Genomic DNA, 15,057 nt, shown 5'->3' with positions numbered 1-15,057 from the left:
AACGAAAGTTAGTAGGCATAGTTTAATGTTTTGACCACCCATTTGTCAAGAGGTTTATCAAATTTTCTTGCAAGTTGCTGTAGTTTATTAATATTATTAGAAAGTAGATAAAAGCATGATCCAGTTCCTGTCATTCTAAAACCATCATCAATACTATACAAATATTGCTTAAACTCAGGATGCTTTGTAAAGAATATATTTTCAAAAGCATTATGCATAGTGTTAGTATCAAAGCTCAGATCTTTTGATAATATATCCTTCGTCTTAGCTAAATTCTCACTTTCAAAAAACTCTTTGGTACTAATATGAATATTAGGCTTAATTAATAGTGCATATTGTTGCTCAAATTCCTTAGAGTATAAAATATCCCCAATCCCTTCAGCCCATGCTGATCTGCCATACAGAAATATCGGCACATCTGCTCCAAGCTTTTTAGCTAAAGGTATCATCTCCTCATTTGATAGCTCAGGTAAGTAATAATCTCGTAATGCTATTAAAGTGGTTGCTGCATTTGAGCTTCCACCACCGAGACCAGCACCCATTGGTATATTTTTGATAATATCAATATCAACTCCGATATTCTCAATATTATAAGCCTCTTGAAACTCTTTAACAGCTTTATAAATCAAATTATCTTCTTGGGAAGCTATTTGTATATTACTTGTAATTTCAATCTTACTATAATTATTAAACCTAAAGCTAAGATGATCTTTTAGATCCAAAAATGTAAACCAGCTTTGTAAATTATGATATCCATCATCTCGCTTATTTAATATATGCAAAAACAAATTAATTTTTGCATAACTTTGATAGTTTTTGGGTTCTATATTTGCCATGACTTTATAACAATCTTTGACGTTATATTCTCTCTAGACATTCTAATTTTAGCCGGTAACGGATACTTAGAATCAACTAACTCATAATTTTGATAAGAAATATCCCAGCCATTTTGAGATAATTTACTTAGCAACCCTTTTGAGTTTAGCTCTGTATTATGTTTAATATTTGGTATAGCTATAGCTTTGATCCAGTACTTAAGTCCATCAACAGGAACATACCAGCCTAATTGCTCCAGCATTAAAGTTTTAGCATCTTTAGCCGTTATCTTCTGACCTTTGCTATTTTCAAGCGATACCTCATCAGCATCTCCTTTTATTTCAACACTTCCTATACCCAAAGGACCATACAGGCTAATACTGAAATTATCACCATCTTGAGCATATACATAATTAGCAGACTCCGCCTGATTATTATAAATAATCCCAATAACTCCTTTTGCCTGCCACTTATTTAATTGCAAAAGCTCTTCAGATGTCAATTTTTGATCAAATTTCATATTATCATTTATTGGAGCAATACTAGATTGCACGCTAGTGCACGATACTAATAACAATACGAAAATCAGAGTTAATACTAATCTAATTTTTTGCTTTATATCTATTTTTGACTTTAACATAATGCTCAGCATTTTCTTTAATAATTTGTCTTTCATGATCACTGATTGGCCTAATCTTTTTGACCGGCGACCCTAAATACATATAACCAGACTCTAGAACTTTACCTGGAGGAACCAAACTTCCAGCACCTAAGAAGACCCAAGGTTCAACAACAGCTCCGTCAAGAATTATAGATCCCATGCCTATTAGACAATTATTTTTGATCTCACAACCATGCAATATCACACCATGACCTACTGTTACATCATCTCCAATGGTTAGTGGATATCCTTGACCTGAATCTTTTGGATATTCTGTAGTGTGTAGTGTACTACAATCTTGAATATTAGTCCCCTTTCCAATAGTTATTGTCAAAAGATCTCCTCTAACACTAACTTGTGGCCATACTGATGCATTCTCTTTTAAAATAACATCACCAATTACAGCTGCTGATTCATCAACATAAGCAGACTCATCAATTTTAGGTACTTTACCATTAAAACTTCTTATACATCTAGACATAACTGATCTCTAGCCTTATTAACATCATCCCTTAATGATACCAAACTATAGCTATCAAATCTTAGTCTTTTATCTTTATCAAATGGTTGAGCGTGACCATTATCATCAATAATAAAGAGTGCTATAGCATTAGGATTATCTTTAAAGAACTTCTCTAGTGGATAGTTAGGAGTAATATTTGTACTTCTAATCGAAGCTCCTTGATTTAGCCTATCTATCAAGGTATTAAAATCGACTCCTTCATCAAATAGCAGATTTGCTAGATTGGTTTCTATCGATCCTATACCTTTGTAGCTTTCTTTCTGAGATGCTCTTAATACAAAAACATTATTTGACCCGAACTCATATTTATACTTCATTGCGGACACAGCATTTACATACTCGCTTGTAGATAATCCTAGCATCGCCCCGATACCTACCAAATTAATACTCCAATCAGCATGAGCTGATACAGGACTACCATAATAAGTATTTAAACCCAGCTGACGACACTTCTGGACATTTGCCCATGATGAATCAGTAATTACAACCTCAATATCATTCTTGACCAACACCTCTGCTAATTCACGTGCAAACCTATTTCCACCTATTATCAAAAATCCTTTACCTTCAGGCTCTGTAACCTTAAGTAATTTTGAAATATATGGAGTAAATATACTCTGAAAAACCACAGTAAAAACAATTATCATAAAGACAAAAAATACTAAAGTATTTGCTTCACTATATAGCTCAGGATGTGATTTAGTAATTCTTACAGCAACTAATGCTGCTACCGATGCCGCTACAATACCTCGAGGATATATAATCCCCATGACAATTCTTTCTGCGAAAGTTGTTTTAGATTTAATAGAGCATAATAGAACTACAATTGGGCGCAAAATAAACTGCAAAAATAAGAAAACCTCTATTAAGTCTAACCAATAATCCTTGAATAAACTAAAGTCTATCTCTGCTCCTAATACAATGAAAAGAACCGAGATAATAACAATACTTAGATTTTCTTTAAATGACAAAATATCAGACATTTTTATATCTTTCATATTAGCCATCACAAGACCAGCAACTGTTACCATCAACAATCCTGCACCGTGCATCATAGCATCAGTTATTATAAAACCTACCACTATTACGGCTAATACAAAAAAGCTTTTTAGATACTCAGGAATATAATGTCTTCTAAAGCTCAAGCCTATAAGATAACCAAAAACAAAACCTGAAGTTATACCTAAAATACATACAAAAATTATATATGCTATAAATATACTTGTTCCATTAGGCTGACTCGCATAGTTACCACCAATAACAAACCATGCCAACATGAAAACAACTACTAATGCACCTATCGGATCTACAAGTATAGATTCCCATTTTAGAATACTGGCAATATGTCTTTTGGGTCTAACAGTTCTCATTAGTGGTGGTACAACAGTTGGCCCACTTACGCATGTAATACCGCCTATAAGCATAGACAATTCTAAATTTAAACCAATGACATAATAACAGAACATTGCCGTAAGTATTACAGTAATTCCCAACCCTACAGTAGTCAAAAGTATCACAACACTACTAACACTCTTAATTTTACTAAAGTTAAGAGATAAACTACCTTCAAATAGAATAATAGCCACACAAATTGATACAAATGGAGACAATGCTTCACCAAAAATAATAGTACCATCTACGAGCTTAAATCCCTCTTGAAATATTACCTCAGATAAAGGTCCTAGAATAATACCACTAAGGATCAAAAATAGTATTGAAGGAAGTTTTAGCCTCCATGATAAAAACTGAGATACAATCGCAAAAAACAATATTAAGCCAGACGCTAATAAAATATAATTAGATGAATGCAGAAATAGCTCCAAACTATTATCCAAAATATAGCCTTAATTGAATATTTAATAATATAGTTTTAAACATTATATCCATATTAGTTTTTTTATCAATGTGATAACACACTATGCCCAACTCTAAAATATAAACACCAAATATTTTTGTCGTATTTCTTATGCAAAAAATATACAATTTATAGCGTTTTAACACAAATATCATTACTATGGAAGTTGCTAACCTTAATAATTTAGAGTCAAATAAATTTATAAAATATATCACTCCTGCTGCTCTTTTTATCACATTGAAAATATTATGTGACCCACTTTTTCTTAACACTATAAATATTAATTTTTTAGGTATTCACCTAGTAATAACACAATCATCTTTGGTATATGCGGGAATTTTTGTCGTGTTAGATGTTTGTTCAATAATTTATGGCCTAAAAAACACTTATAAATTAATAATTCTAGCTATGGTAATGGATGGCATATACTCTTTTGGCGTTTATTCATCATCATTTTTTCATTTGGCTGATATATCTATAATCGGAGATAATAATCACATAAGATCAAGCGCTATACACCAAATCGCTGAGCCGACAATACTGTTATTTTTATCAGGAATGTTAAGCACCTTTGTGACAAATCTAGCAGAAGTTTCTATTTTTAGTTGGATTTATAAGAAACTCTTAAAAAATAATATCTTCTTCTCAACTATAATAAGTGTTGCGATAGTTATCCTAATAAACAATATAGTAATGCTCCCAATTATGATAAAAGACAAAAGTGTTCTATGGACTATGTATTGGTCAAACTTCACGATTAATATGATATTTATAACAGCTTATACAAGCATATATCTAATCTTCTTCAAAAATATCTATACTTCAACAAAAGTCTCTACTAAAGGTTAAATCTATACAACTTATTAGCGGTATTAAAGAATATATCTTGCTGTGATTTAGCATCTGCAAATGTGCTATAAACTATATTAAACCATTTATTATAATTATCTTTATTTGATACAGGGTAATTAGAACCATAACAAAGTTTTGATGTAGCAACACAATCTTTTACCTCATTTAAGATCTCTTTAATATCGTCCTCGTCATTATTTAGATCTCCTCCTGACAGCTTTAGATATAGATTTTGATTATTATCAACATACCTAAGCAAATCTCTCCAATACAGAAGGTTATCATTTCTTGTTTTTATAGGTAGCCCAAAATGCTCAACACAACAAGTCACATTTGATCTAAGAATATCTGACACAGCACTAACAAACTGTTGAGGATACATCTGACATTCAAATATCATATTATATTTTTTTAAGATGACTAATTTTTCAAACAAGTCTGATGGAATTTCTTTATCAAAAGGGCTATATTTAGCACCAGAATCCTTAGACATTATTTGTCGAACACCTACTATATCTTTACAAGAGGATAATTCAATTATTTTTTGTTCGAATGATTGCACATTCTGTGTAAAGTCCACAAATGCAATAACTTTTATATTTTTGTTGCTAAAATTAGCAACTAACCACTTATATTCACATAAATGATCAATATCTTCAGTATGAGCTTCTATATGTACAAAGTTATCTATTTTAAAATCAGACGGTAATACCTTTGTAGGCAAATCGGTATCCTTGACCCATCTATTGTAACCATTATCAATATCCCAAAAATGAATGTGTGAGTCTATTATTTTTTGCATAAAGTTTACCTCGCCGTATAGCCCCCATCTACCGGAACTAAAGATCCAGTCATAAATGAACTTTTGTCACTCAGAAGAAAAATCACAACATTAGCAACCTCTTCTGCAGTGGCTACTCTGTTAATAGGTATTTCTTTTGCCTCACTTTTCTCAATATCGGATAAATCAGTTCCACTTACTAAAGAGTGTTTTTCTATTGCCTTTCTATACAGTGGAGTATCTGTAGTACTAGGACAAACAGTATTTACTCTTATATTTTTAGGTGCTAAATCTAGTGCCAATGATTTTGTCATCTGAGCAATTGCCCCCTTAGTCAAACCATACGCGAAATTATTCGTTTTACCAACAAAGCACTGATCTGAACCATTAAAAACTATAGACGCTCCTGATTTAATACTCTCAGCCAAAGATTTCAAAATGACCACACTAGACATTAAGTTAATTGATATACACTTATTTATTTCATCCAAAGACTGAGAAAATATCGACCCACTTTGATGAATTCCAGCATTAAAGAATACCCCATCAAAGTCTATACCGCTTGGCAAAATAACATCAATATCCTTATAGTTAGACAAATCAAACTTAATAAATATCTCTTTTTCAAGAACTTCTTCTGGAGTAACAATATCAATATTGTAAACAGTATAGCCTTGCGATACTAACTGCTTTAAAACAGTTCTACCTATACCTGAGCTAGCGCCTGTGATTAAATAATTCTTAGTACACATCGAATAAATCTCTTTGGAAAATAAAAATAATGAAACATACATTAACAGTATTCTATCATAAACACACTATGATCTTGACAGGCTAAAACACTTTATAGTTTTTAGTCTATATATATACAGATAAATCCAACGTTAATGTATTCATATGCTCTCCATTATATAGTCGCTGATATGAATATTCCGGACCAAATAAAACATTATCATCAAAGTATGCTCTCTGTGCAGAGGCAATAATTTGATTCTTAATTCCTGAAGATGTAAGACCAAATGTTGGAGATGCATTTGATGTTGGCATAGGTATATTTTCAGCATTATATGACTGCCCATAAGTAACGTTAAAGTTCGTATCTCTCCCACCTAAGGTAAGAGCATAAGCCACACCTAAATACCATGCTCCAGTATTTACGCTAGAACCATTTTGGTGGAAATCCTGCTTATTGGTTGTAGCTGACCATCCACCCTGTAATTGCCAGATACCCCCAAGCATTGAATATGCCAAAGTACCATCAAAATTTAACACACCAATATTCTTTTCACTCTCTCCTATATTATCCAAAAATTGAGAGATACTATCATTACCAGCACCAGCAATATTAAAAACATATCCAGCATTAAAACCAACAGATAAGTCTTGAGTCCAAGAATCCGTATAGAAAAATCCAGCAGAAAAATTGGCTCTTTTATCATCAGAGCCAAAAACTGTTATATTAGTGTTTATAATATCATTCTTATAGTTTAACGAAACATTAGTAACCTTATCAGGCGATAAAAACTCATCGATAATACCACTAGTCCATGGTCCACCGCCACCATAAGACCCTACCGAAAGCTTACTTCTACCAGCAGTAACAAAAAATGGTGATGTATCTAAATTACCGAAGATAACAAATGCATTCCCTAAGCCAAAACCTCCTGTCTCATCTGTATCAAAATCAAATTGGGCTGTTACATAATGACCTAAGTTAGATAAAAAATATAACTTTGAATTAGTTAAATAAATATTTTGTCCATTAGCTGGAAAATTTGGGGCTCCACCTGCTCTACTTATCTGACTCCCAAACCATGTTTGAGCATCTGCTTCTATGTACCCACCAAAAAATACTGAGTAATCATCAAAAGTATCTCTTTGTCCCAATATTGTCGATGCAAAAAGATTACTTGAAATCATTCCTATCGGAATACTGTTGTTACCCGAATATGATCCCAAATAAGTTATCTGACCTTGAGTCGTAATTGCAGGTGTCCCACCGACATCAATTCTACCATTTGATACAAAGACTCCTTGAGAACCTGTACTATCACCTAGTGATTTACCATCGCTTGCTATATTAGAAGCAATATCTTGTGGAGTTACTCCATCTAGCCCAAGTTGATTGAAATTTTCATTAGCTATTTTCTGGCGATACGTACTAAACTGTGACTTATTATTAACACCTGTATTTTGAGACTGCACCTTACCTATTTCTTGCTTAAGTATAGATATTTGCTTTTGAAGATCAGAGATTATTTGCATTTCCTGTTTTGACAGGCTTGCTTGCTCAGCAGACTCGCCAGCATATACTTTTACTGTGGTAAAAAGAAATAATATAAATATCCATTTAGAAAATAGTTTCACATAATCAAATCTTTGAATAAAAGTTGAGATAGATTACTTTATTTCTAATGGACGCTAAATATTAATATTTAATGGCAGATATTAATTATTGATTGGAAAAAGAATTTACTCTTACATTTTTTTGATATATTCTGCGGCATTGTCATCCAAAGAAATAATACCAGTATTTGCATCATAATAGATAAGCTCAGCATAACGAGCCCAATCAATAAAAGTATCAAATACACGCTCTGCGATTTCCATTGGATAATAATCGTCCAACTCTGCCAAGAACCTACTTCTAGGAGCAGATTGGCTCTCTCTTTCACTCAAAACTTTGACAACATGACGAGCTAATGGAATATACTTTAAGAATAATCTTCCAAAAATAAACTTTCTTTCATCAATATTTGAATCAATAAACTTACGCCCCATCGCAGTCATTTTGATATCACCATCAGACACTTCTGCAAATCGCAAAATTGATAAAATCTCGATAATAGGAAATAGATCATCAATATCAAGATGCAAGTCATCCGCTAATTGAGGTAGATCTACTGCTTCAACATCCTTGATCTCAGCCATCTCATCTAAAAGACCATTCATCTCTGAAATATCCACATCTGGTAGGCGATACCCAATAGTTATAGCAGTCTTTTTGTTCATACGCTCAGACAACTCTTTAGTTTGAGCAGTAGTCATCATACGATAAACCTGATCAACCAAATCTGCTACTACAGGATCTTGAGAGCTTCTTGGATGAGGAATATCTATTTTTAATTCACCACGTATGAATCCTGGATTACTACCAAATATAATAATTCTATTTGCTGTTAAAACTGCTTCTTCAATACTATGAGTAACATACAGAATACCTTTCATCGCTTCATTATTTTCCCAAAGATCAAGTAAATCCTCTCTAAGGTTCTCAGCAGTAAGAATATCAAGGGCAGAAAAAGGCTCATCCATTAACAAAACATCTGGTTCTAATACAAGGGCTCTAGCAAAACCAACACGCTGCTTCATACCACCAGAGAGCTCTTTCGGATAAGCATTCTCAAATCCATCAAGACCTACCATATCAATCGCTTTTAATGCTCTTTTTTTACGCTCTCTAGCCGGAATATTGCGCGCTTCAAGACCTAACTCAACATTTTGCAAGACTGTAAGCCATGGCATAAGCGCAAAGCTTTGAAAAACCATAGAAATATCTGGAACGGGTGCGGAGACTTTTTTACCTCTATACATTACTTCACCTGAACTTGGACTTAACAAACCTGCGATAATTCTAAGTAATGTTGACTTACCAGATCCAGATTTACCAAGTAGTGCGACAATCTCACCTTCATGTAAAGTAAAATCAATACTATCTAATACTTTAAGTGTATGACCACCTTTAATGTTAAATTGCTTATTAACTTTTTCTACTGTAAAAATTTTTTTTGAACTCATTTTCTAAAAATCTCCTATGCTTACATATTCATACTAAAGCGATTTTCTGCATAGTTATATAATCTGCGCCAGAACAGTTTATTAGATGCTACAACCAATACACACATTACTATCACACCTAGCAATACATTTGCTGTATGATCGCCCTGTAGGTTTGTATAATAAGTAATATAATCTCCAAGACCTGATGCTTGAATTATTGACTGATCTCCAGTCCCCCAGTTGATATATTCGCAAACGATACTTGCATTCCATGCTCCACCAGCTGCGGTAATTGCGCCTGTAACATAGTATGGCATAACTGCTGGGAACAAGTACTTACGCCATTTCATAAAACCTTTTAGTTGCATATTCTTAGCAGCTAGTTTTAGCTCGTCCGGAATTGCTGAAGCACCAGCAATCACATTAAACAATATGTACCACTGTGTCCCAAGAGCCATCAATAAAATACACCATATATTAAAGTTAAGACCCAGAGTTATCACTAAAGTCCCAAAGATACCATATAGAACGTTAACTGGGAATGCTGCAGCCATCTGTGCATAAGGCTGTACTTTTTGAGCAATCCTAGGTCGCATACCAACCCATACGCCTATCGGCACCCAGATTATTGATGTAATTATAATAAGCACAACAACTCTAAAGCCTGTGAGTAAACCATACCCAAAAACCTTAAAAGTCTCTGATAGACCAATATCAGAATTGTTACCATACACAGCTTGATAAGCAAAGTAGAACAATCCAATAACTATCATCAAGGTAAATACTGTCCACAATATTTTCTGTAGCAATGTTTCTTGTCTTTCTTGCTTTCTGTGTCTTGGTTGATTATAGACTTTATTTAAATTTTTCTTAAAAAATCTTATATTTACCAAAGTTGAAGTTATACTTCCAAACATATTCGAAAAAAGCTTTGTTATTGCAGACTTTTGCAATATCTTCAAAAACCATGATTTACTATAGACTTCTGATTGATTCTCACCCAAAACAAACTTCTCTGACCACACAACCAGAGGTCTAAAGAGTAGCTGATCATACAAGATAATAGTGACTAACATCATCACTATTGCTGCACCAACTGCTCCAAAATCTTGAGCATTGTTCGCTGCATCTATAAATGATCCTATACCTGGTAAGTTAATAGGTATTGACTGTGAAGCACTGAAATTAACAATTATTGTCTCTGATGCAACTATCATAAACCAACAAGCTGACATTGACATCATAGTGTTCCAAACAAGTCCTGGCATTGAGAAGGGAACCTCAACTTTCCAGAATCTTTGCCATGCCGAAAGCTGATACATATCAGCCGCTTCAGCCAATTCTTTAGGTACAGTTTTAAGAGACTGATAAAAACTTAATATCATATTCCATACTTGAGCTGTTATAATCCCAAATATCACAGCGGATTGAGCTCCCCATAGTGAGCTTGGGAATAAAACTAAAAATCCAGTAACTGTAATAGCAAAGAAGCCCAAAATAGGAATAGACTGTAAAATATCTACAGCAGGAATAATTATACTCTCTGCTCTTTTACTTTTTGCTGCTAATGCTCCAAATATAAATGTAATCAATAAAGAAATACCTAAACCAATAAACATCCGCATAACTGTTTCTGCTGTATAGTAGGGCAAAAGCCAAAGGTTTAAAGAAACTTCCGAATACTGTTGAACACTTGTTTGATTTGTATAGTCTATATTCCCACCTAAACCTGAGGTTGACCACACAAATATACTTAATACTAAAAGTATAATTGATAACGCTAAAATATCCCACTTAGTGCGAGAAACCTTTGCTGACATATTAGAATTATATAATCTTTTCATATGTCAAAACCCTTTGGTTTTTTTCAACAACGCTTTTAGTATATGCTATTTAGCTTTGTTTTTGTATTATAAATTTGATAATATTTTGCTAGAATCAAGGTAACTATAGGCATTATTAAATTGCAAAAATGAAAAAAGAACAAAAAATTATAAAAGTAAAACCTGGCGAAAGAGTATCTTGTCCAACAAAATATCATGAGAATTGGAATTTACACCCAAGAGTTTATATTGACCTTCAAGATAAGAAAACTAATACTTGTCCATACTGTGGCACCGTTTTTAAAGTAGAAAAATAATTAATCTTTTTCTATCTTTGCATCTTCATTGCTATCTTGATCTAACTGCTTTATAAAGTATATCTTTACATCCTTATACTCACTTTGATAAATATCTACCTTATCTCCGGAAGCATATTCAAAATCAGTAAATTGCTCAAATGTTATCGGTGAAGATTTACCATCCTCTAAAACCTCAAACTGATATTTACCTTTTATTTTATCTACATCTTTAGTAGATGCGTAGATGTAGCTACCGCCCGCACCTACCAATCCTCCTGTTCCTGCTCCAATAACGGCGCCAGACCCAGCGCCAACACCGCTACCTGTAAGAACATCATCCTTAGTGTCTTGTTTTTTTATTTGCTCTTTAGTCAATAGCTGCTTCTCAGAAACGATTACTCCAGGTCCTACTTCTGTAATTTTTGGATTACTTGAACATCCTATTAACAATATTGACAAAATTATTACTAAATACTTTTTCATACCAGTCTCTACTTATCGTGATCCATAACAGCCCCAACTCCAGCACCACTAGCGCCACCTACTACTGCACCGCTGGCACCACCTACCACTGCACCACTTCCAGCACCTAAGGCAACACCGCCTCCAACACCTATCGACATACATGGAACTACTCCCAACCCTAATGTCATAAGAGTACAGACAAATCCTAGAGCTGCACCTACCAACCCTCCAGCAACAGCACCTACTCCTAAACCTCCTACAGCACCAGCTGTGGCTCCTGATCCAGCTCCAATCTCAGCTCCTGTTTTAGTATTTGAATTATCTGCTGTAGTTGCGCAAGATGCTATAAATACTATGAGTATTGATACAAAAACTTTTTTTATAAATTCCATAATTACCCCTATATCATTTTTACTTTATAAAATACTGAAATGGCCATGAATTTTGACATATTTAAATCCATAATTAATTTAAAAACAAATTTATATTTCTTATTTAATATATAAGTTTTACTGATACATATATGACAAAAAGTTACTATTGCTGATTAAAAATAAGATTAAATATGACTATAAGATATTGGAAAATACTGAAAAAATAGCTCTAACTATTTTGTCTGTTGTAAATTATTTAGTACCAAATCTTGAATATGATATATAGCTTGCATATCCTGCTTAGACTGACCTTGTTCGCCCATACTGACTTCTAAGTATACTCTGTCATTTCTTTGGGTTGCTTCAAATGTAACAAGTTCTTTATATTTATTAGAATAGGTCCATACTGTAGATTTTTGTTCACTATAATCATCACCCTTTACCTCAAACTGTTTAGGGTGCTGTTTTATAGTCTTTTTGATTGCAGCATATACCTGTTTAACAGAAATTCCTTGTTGCATTTCAAGACCATATCGACCGCCATCAGATTCAAATCTATTATCTTGAACTACCATATCACCACCAAGGAAAGGTATACAACTAGCGATAAGCAAAGTTACTAAAACCAAAGATACTAGCCTTTTCATCTATATACTCCCATTATAAAATAAAAGCCTAAAATAACGGCTATTAAAGATACAATTACACTAACAAGGATATATCCAATAGCTAATAATACCTCTCCACGTTGTAGTAAATTGAGGATATCTAAACTAAAGCTAGAAAAGGTAGTAAACCCCCCAAGAAAACCTGTAACAAAAAGAGATCGAACGTATGTCGAAATATCTTCATTAAAGAGCTTAGTCTCTATCAAAAAAGCTGCCATCATTCCAATAATTAGAGAACCAATAACGTTACATAGTAATATACCCAAAGGAATTTGCTTAGAAATATTTGCTGTTGCTTGAGTCAACGCAAATCTTGACATGGCACCAAGGCCACCACCGATACCAACCAATACTAATAAAAGTCCCATTTCTTATTTCTCCAATATTGTATATGCTCCTAGCTCTATCATTTCTTGAGCTAGTGATTTACCAAGTTTAATAGGATCCTCTCCTATAAGTTTTCTTTTTAAGATGTTCTTACCATCACTACTTGCAACCATTGCTGTGAGAGTTATCTGATTACCTTGTAACTCTGCATATGCACCAATTGCAACATGGCAACCACCTTTTAGCTCTTGGTTGAATGCTCTTTCAGCAGTAGCAACACAAAAGCTATCACTACAGTTTAGATTTTGTAATTTTTCTAAAAGCTCACTATTTTCACTCAAAGCTTCTACAACTACTATACCCTGACCTACAGCTGGTAAAGATATTTCTACCGGAATATACTGTGTTATTCTATCATTAAGCTCTAAACGAATAAGTCCAGCACTCGCTAGGATAATTGCATCATATTCATCACCATCAAGTTTCGATAGCCTTGTTACAACATTTCCTCTTAAATCTCTAATTATAAGATCATCTCTATAATTCAAAAGCTGAGCCTTACGGCGTAAACTTGATGTACCAACGATTGCACCTTTCGGTAAATCATCTATAGAACTATATTTATTAGATACAAAGGCATCTCTAGGGTCTTCCCTGGGCATAAAGCTGGCTAAGCAAAAACCATCTGGTAATTGATAAGGTACATCTTTAAGAGAATGAACAGCAATATCAGCCTTACCATTAAGCATAGCTATTTCTAGCTCTTTCATGAACAGTGCTTTACCACCAATTTTATTAAGTGGTTTATCCAGAATAATATCGCCCTGCGTTTTCATAGTGCTTATTTGACAAGGAATACTTAGCTCATTTTGGATACGATCTTTGACAAAATTTGTCTGCCATAATGCTAGTTTACTTTCACGACTAGCTACAACTATTTGTTTCATATTTTAAATGTCTTTGCGATAAAGTTTGAGATATCTTTTATTTCTTCCATACATACAGAGTGTTGCATACCCACATAGTGTTTATACTCATTAGCAAAACCACTGGCTTTTAGCTTATCTGATAAATCACGGCCAAGAACTTCGGGCAATACCTGATCATCTGTACCATGACCAACTAGTATAGGTAGTCCTTTATTTACAGATGTAATCTTATCTTTAAAATCATCCCATGCTGGCAAATATGTAGATAAAGCCATAATACCTCCAAGCTTTCTTTGAGACGTAATAGCTGTATAAGTCGCGATCACCCCCCCTTGAGAAAAGCCTGCTAAGATAATATTTTCACTAGCAATATCTTGATTGATTTGACTATCTATTAGTTCATTAACTTTTGCAATTGATTTATTTATACCTTCAACATCAACCACTCTATTTAGACTATTAGCATCAAGTGACTTGATATCATACCAAGCACGCATCTGCATCCCCATGTTTATAGTTACAGGCATAACATCAGCATGAGGAAAAACAAATTTAATTTCATCTAATGAAACATCAAAATAATTGATAACATCAACAAAATCATGCCCATCTGCACCCAGACCATGTAACCAAATAACGCAAAATTTAGACTGCTTTGGTGACTCAATAAGTTCGTAATTCATAAAAATTCTAATTCTTCTAATATTAGTTAGAATGATACATTAATTTGAAAAATTTATTAATATCTAAAAAGTTAAACAATCCTCAAAGCATTACACGTTAAGTAATTCAAGCTGTGAAAGAATAATATCAACACTAACTGTGGATAAGTTTGTTCATATCTATATGAAACTTTTGTTAAAAATGTTAATTTACTAAATTAGTAAAGATTTGATACAGGCAT

The 15,057-nt window shown here is 33.4% G+C and carries 17 protein-coding genes; 2 read left to right on the top strand and 15 right to left on the bottom strand.

From position 1 onward, the window contains the following. Window positions 1–8: 8 nt before the first annotated feature. Genes ispE through F7308_RS00675 form a run of 4 tightly spaced genes read right to left on the bottom strand, consistent with a single transcriptional unit; the run spans window position 9 to window position 3,835 of the window. Entirely contained in the window at window positions 9–836 is an 828-nt protein-coding gene (gene ispE, locus F7308_RS00690; RefSeq protein WP_013921932.1) for a 4-(cytidine 5'-diphospho)-2-C-methyl-D-erythritol kinase, read from the bottom strand. Further along, on the bottom strand, window positions 824–1,456 hold the full coding sequence (gene lolB, locus F7308_RS00685) for a lipoprotein insertase outer membrane protein LolB (protein WP_408610307.1): 633 nt from the start codon (window positions 1,454–1,456) through the stop codon (window positions 824–826). Before lolB ends, ispE begins: the two co-directional genes overlap by 13 nt. Beyond that, complete coding sequence (locus tag F7308_RS00680; protein WP_013921930.1) at window positions 1,419–1,958, bottom strand: gamma carbonic anhydrase family protein; 540 nt, start codon at window positions 1,956–1,958, stop codon at window positions 1,419–1,421. Before F7308_RS00680 ends, lolB begins: the two co-directional genes overlap by 38 nt. Beyond that, window positions 1,943–3,835, bottom strand: a complete 1,893-nt coding sequence (locus F7308_RS00675; RefSeq protein WP_013921929.1) for a cation:proton antiporter — start codon at window positions 3,833–3,835, stop codon at window positions 1,943–1,945. Before F7308_RS00675 ends, F7308_RS00680 begins: the two co-directional genes overlap by 16 nt. Window positions 3,836–4,014: 179 nt before the next feature. Here F7308_RS00675 and F7308_RS00670 point away from each other — a divergent pair, with 179 nt between their 5' ends. Beyond that, window positions 4,015–4,704, top strand: coding sequence for a VUT family protein (locus F7308_RS00670; RefSeq protein ID WP_013921928.1), 690 nt, complete (start codon window positions 4,015–4,017; stop codon window positions 4,702–4,704). Here F7308_RS00670 and F7308_RS00665 read toward each other — a convergent pair. From F7308_RS00665 to F7308_RS00645, 5 genes are all read right to left on the bottom strand, one after another. Further along, a complete protein-coding gene (locus F7308_RS00665) occupies window positions 4,694–5,509 on the bottom strand; it encodes an amidohydrolase family protein (RefSeq protein ID WP_013921927.1) in 816 nt (271 codons plus the stop codon). The genes F7308_RS00670 and F7308_RS00665 overlap by 11 nt on opposite strands. Window positions 5,510–5,514: 5 nt before the next feature. Continuing rightward, window positions 5,515–6,240, bottom strand: coding sequence for an SDR family NAD(P)-dependent oxidoreductase (locus tag F7308_RS00660; protein ID WP_013921926.1), 726 nt, complete (start codon window positions 6,238–6,240; stop codon window positions 5,515–5,517). 106 nt (window positions 6,241–6,346) lie between these two features. Then, complete coding sequence (locus F7308_RS00655; RefSeq protein ID WP_013921925.1) at window positions 6,347–7,855, bottom strand: DUF3573 domain-containing protein; 1,509 nt, start codon at window positions 7,853–7,855, stop codon at window positions 6,347–6,349. A 111-nt stretch (window positions 7,856–7,966) separates the two neighbouring features. Then, complete coding sequence (locus F7308_RS00650; protein WP_013921924.1) at window positions 7,967–9,286, bottom strand: ABC transporter ATP-binding protein; 1,320 nt, start codon at window positions 9,284–9,286, stop codon at window positions 7,967–7,969. Between the two features lie 20 nt (window positions 9,287–9,306). Next, window positions 9,307–11,112 carry an ABC transporter permease gene (locus F7308_RS00645; RefSeq protein WP_013921923.1) on the bottom strand — a complete coding sequence of 602 codons (1,806 nt, stop codon included), beginning with the start codon at window positions 11,110–11,112 and terminating at the stop codon, window positions 9,307–9,309. A 128-nt stretch (window positions 11,113–11,240) separates the two neighbouring features. On the opposite strand from F7308_RS00645, the gene F7308_RS09965 reads away from it, so the two are divergent. After that, window positions 11,241–11,408 carry a zinc-finger domain-containing protein gene (locus F7308_RS09965; protein ID WP_013921922.1) on the top strand — a complete coding sequence of 56 codons (168 nt, stop codon included), beginning with the start codon at window positions 11,241–11,243 and terminating at the stop codon, window positions 11,406–11,408. Here F7308_RS09965 and F7308_RS00640 read toward each other — a convergent pair whose 3' ends face one another. From F7308_RS00640 to F7308_RS00615, 6 genes are all read right to left on the bottom strand, one after another. Then, on the bottom strand, window positions 11,409–11,873 hold the full coding sequence (locus tag F7308_RS00640; protein ID WP_013921921.1) for a hypothetical protein: 465 nt from the start codon (window positions 11,871–11,873) through the stop codon (window positions 11,409–11,411). A gap of 8 nt (window positions 11,874–11,881) precedes the next feature. Then, window positions 11,882–12,247 (bottom strand): hypothetical protein, encoded by a 366-nt coding sequence (locus tag F7308_RS00635; RefSeq protein ID WP_013921920.1) that lies wholly within the window; start codon window positions 12,245–12,247, stop codon window positions 11,882–11,884. Between the two features lie 215 nt (window positions 12,248–12,462). Then, the gene (locus F7308_RS00630) at window positions 12,463–12,876 is read right to left on the bottom strand and encodes a hypothetical protein (RefSeq protein ID WP_013921919.1); all 414 of its coding nucleotides are present in this window, start codon (window positions 12,874–12,876) and stop codon (window positions 12,463–12,465) included. After that, on the bottom strand, window positions 12,873–13,265 hold the full coding sequence (gene crcB, locus F7308_RS00625) for a fluoride efflux transporter CrcB (RefSeq protein ID WP_013921918.1): 393 nt from the start codon (window positions 13,263–13,265) through the stop codon (window positions 12,873–12,875). Before crcB ends, F7308_RS00630 begins: the two co-directional genes overlap by 4 nt. 3 nt (window positions 13,266–13,268) lie before the next feature. Beyond that, a complete protein-coding gene (hemC, locus tag F7308_RS00620) occupies window positions 13,269–14,171 on the bottom strand; it encodes a hydroxymethylbilane synthase (protein WP_013921917.1) in 903 nt (300 codons plus the stop codon). After that, window positions 14,168–14,836 carry an alpha/beta hydrolase gene (locus F7308_RS00615; RefSeq protein ID WP_013921916.1) on the bottom strand — a complete coding sequence of 223 codons (669 nt, stop codon included), beginning with the start codon at window positions 14,834–14,836 and terminating at the stop codon, window positions 14,168–14,170. Before F7308_RS00615 ends, hemC begins: the two co-directional genes overlap by 4 nt. Window positions 14,837–15,057: the final 221 nt, after the last annotated feature.

The sequence above is a fragment of the Francisella salina genome (assembly GCF_000219045.1).
Lineage (GTDB): Bacteria > Pseudomonadota > Gammaproteobacteria > Francisellales > Francisellaceae > Francisella > Francisella salimarina.
Note: the sequence above shows the minus strand (reverse complement) of the source record. Positions and strands in the feature narration are given on the sequence as shown.

Coding starts and splice junctions, on each gene's coding strand:
- crcB (WP_013921918.1), bottom strand. CDS start 13,265: ATGGGACTTTTATTAGTATTGGTTGGTATCGGTGGTGGCCTTGGTGCC.
- ispE (WP_013921932.1), bottom strand. CDS start 836: ATGGCAAATATAGAACCCAAAAACTATCAAAGTTATGCAAAAATTAAT.
- F7308_RS00650 (WP_013921924.1), bottom strand. CDS start 9,286: ATGAGTTCAAAAAAAATTTTTACAGTAGAAAAAGTTAATAAGCAATTT.
- F7308_RS09965 (WP_013921922.1), top strand. CDS start 11,241: ATGAAAAAAGAACAAAAAATTATAAAAGTAAAACCTGGCGAAAGAGTA.
- F7308_RS00680 (WP_013921930.1), bottom strand. CDS start 1,958: ATGTCTAGATGTATAAGAAGTTTTAATGGTAAAGTACCTAAAATTGAT.
- F7308_RS00615 (WP_013921916.1), bottom strand. CDS start 14,836: ATGAATTACGAACTTATTGAGTCACCAAAGCAGTCTAAATTTTGCGTT.
- F7308_RS00630 (WP_013921919.1), bottom strand. CDS start 12,876: ATGAAAAGGCTAGTATCTTTGGTTTTAGTAACTTTGCTTATCGCTAGT.
- F7308_RS00660 (WP_013921926.1), bottom strand. CDS start 6,240: ATGTGTACTAAGAATTATTTAATCACAGGCGCTAGCTCAGGTATAGGT.
- F7308_RS00645 (WP_013921923.1), bottom strand. CDS start 11,112: ATGAAAAGATTATATAATTCTAATATGTCAGCAAAGGTTTCTCGCACT.
- lolB (WP_408610307.1), bottom strand. CDS start 1,456: ATGTTAAAGTCAAAAATAGATATAAAGCAAAAAATTAGATTAGTATTA.
- F7308_RS00670 (WP_013921928.1), top strand. CDS start 4,015: ATGGAAGTTGCTAACCTTAATAATTTAGAGTCAAATAAATTTATAAAA.
- F7308_RS00665 (WP_013921927.1), bottom strand. CDS start 5,509: ATGCAAAAAATAATAGACTCACACATTCATTTTTGGGATATTGATAAT.
- F7308_RS00635 (WP_013921920.1), bottom strand. CDS start 12,247: ATGGAATTTATAAAAAAAGTTTTTGTATCAATACTCATAGTATTTATA.
- hemC (WP_013921917.1), bottom strand. CDS start 14,171: ATGAAACAAATAGTTGTAGCTAGTCGTGAAAGTAAACTAGCATTATGG.
- F7308_RS00640 (WP_013921921.1), bottom strand. CDS start 11,873: ATGAAAAAGTATTTAGTAATAATTTTGTCAATATTGTTAATAGGATGT.